Source organism: Kineococcus indalonis, from assembly GCF_009906395.1.
Classification (GTDB): Bacteria; Actinomycetota; Actinomycetes; order Actinomycetales; family Kineococcaceae; genus Kineococcus; species Kineococcus indalonis.
The window spans coordinates 1-1,575 of the sequence record NZ_JAAALM010000708.1; the positions used below are offsets into that span (position 1 = coordinate 1).

General features: G+C 78.3%; 2 protein-coding genes and 1 riboswitch. Both genes read right to left on the reverse strand.

The features are described 5' to 3' along the window. On the reverse strand, nucleotides 1-484 hold a 484-nt coding region (locus GTR00_RS20485), incomplete at its 3' end, for a transglycosylase family protein (RefSeq protein WP_166613371.1). Then, nucleotides 483-648, reverse strand: a riboswitch (cyclic di-AMP (ydaO/yuaA leader). It overlaps the preceding gene by 2 nt. Nucleotides 649-860: 212 nt before the next feature. Next, nucleotides 861-1,575, reverse strand: a 715-nt coding sequence (locus GTR00_RS20490; protein WP_205706301.1) for a lysophospholipid acyltransferase family protein, incomplete at its 5' end; no start/stop codon positions are given.

The window sequence follows — 1,575 nt, forward strand, 5'->3', positions numbered from 1 at the left end:
CGCGAGCGCTCGCGGGGGCCGGCGGCGCGGGCGCGGGGGCCGGGTGCAGGAGCGCCTGCTCCACGCCCACCGGGTCGGCCGCGCCGCGCAGGCCCAGCTTGCGCGAGCAGGACGGCCAGGCGCGCCAGCCCTGCCGGGCGAGCACGCGCTCGGCGGTGACGATCTGCTGCTCCCGGGTGGCCAGGTCGGCGCGGGGGGCGAACTGCCCGCCGCCGAAGCCGGTCCAGGTGCGGGGGCTGAACTGCAGCCCGCCGTAGTAGCCGTTGCCGGTGTTGATGTTCCAGCGGCCGCCGGACTCGCACTGGGCGAGGCGGTCCCACTCGGACACCGGGGCCGCGGAGGCGCTGGTGGCGGGGACCAGGAGGGCGGCACCGGCCGCGCCGGCGGCGGCGGTGGCGAGCAGGCCGCGGCGCACGAGGCGCGCCGGGGCGGTCAGGGCGCGGTGGCGCGCGGGCGGGCGGGCAGGGCGGGGCGACAGGGACATCGGTGACCTCCAACGCCTGCGAGGTCAGCTGTCGGGTTCGGGTCGAAGGTTGTTGACCCGGCCGCCCGCAGGCGGCTTCACCCCGAGGACACCGGCGCGCCGGGGGGCGCGACGGACGTCCGAGGAACCATGGGTCCCCCGCTCCTGCCCGGTGATCATGTTCCGGCGCGGGGTGGGCAGGACTCGGCGTGGTCCCCGCGACGGGCTCCCGAAGGGCCTCGGCAGCCTGCCGACCGTAACAAGCCCGAGGCCCGCCGTACACCACCCCGTCGCCGGCAGGACCCGGCCGCGCCCGGCAGCGTGCTGTGGACGGCGTGCCGGTGTGACGGACCTCACGGGCTCCGGGTGGTGCGCGGGGCCCGGCCGGGCCGGCTGCTCAGCTGTTGGCGAGCAGCTTGGCCACGGCCTCCTCGATGCGCGGGGTGAAGTCCCCCGCCCGCTCGCCGGGCTTGCCGTGCAGCGCCTCGCCGAAGGTCACGGCGATGCGCGGGCGGCCCTTCGTGGGCCAGTTCTGCCGCGGCGGCATCGCCTCGAAGGTGCCCCGCAGCGCCACCGGCACCACCGGCACCCCGGCCTCCAGCGCCAGGTAGGCCGCGCCCTTCTTGAAGGGGCGCATCTCGCCGGTGTAGCTGCGTCCGCCCTCGGGGAAGATCACCAGGCTCCAGCCGTCGGCGAGCAACCGCGAGGAGGCGTTGGCGCCGGGCCCGCCGCGCCGGTCCAGCGGGAAGGTGCCGATCACCAGCCCCGAGGGGGCCGAGCGCCACCAGACGTCGAAGAAGTAGTCCGCCGCCGCCGCCACCGCCACCCGGCGCCGCCGGCGCGGGCCCAGCGCCTCCAGCAGCACCGGGGTGTCCAGGTGCGAGGAGTGGTTGGCCACGATCACGGCCGGGCCGCCGAGGGCGTCCAGCACCTCCGCGCCGCGCACCTCGATGCGCACCTCGGCCTTCATCAGCGGGGTCAGCAGCGCCCGCTGCAGCCCCGCGCGCACCGCCGACGCCGGCCGCGAGCGCACCCAGTCGTTGCGGTGCACCTTGCGGGGCCCGCCGCCACCCGGACCGCCCGGCGCGCCCGCGCCGCCGCCGCGCCACCGG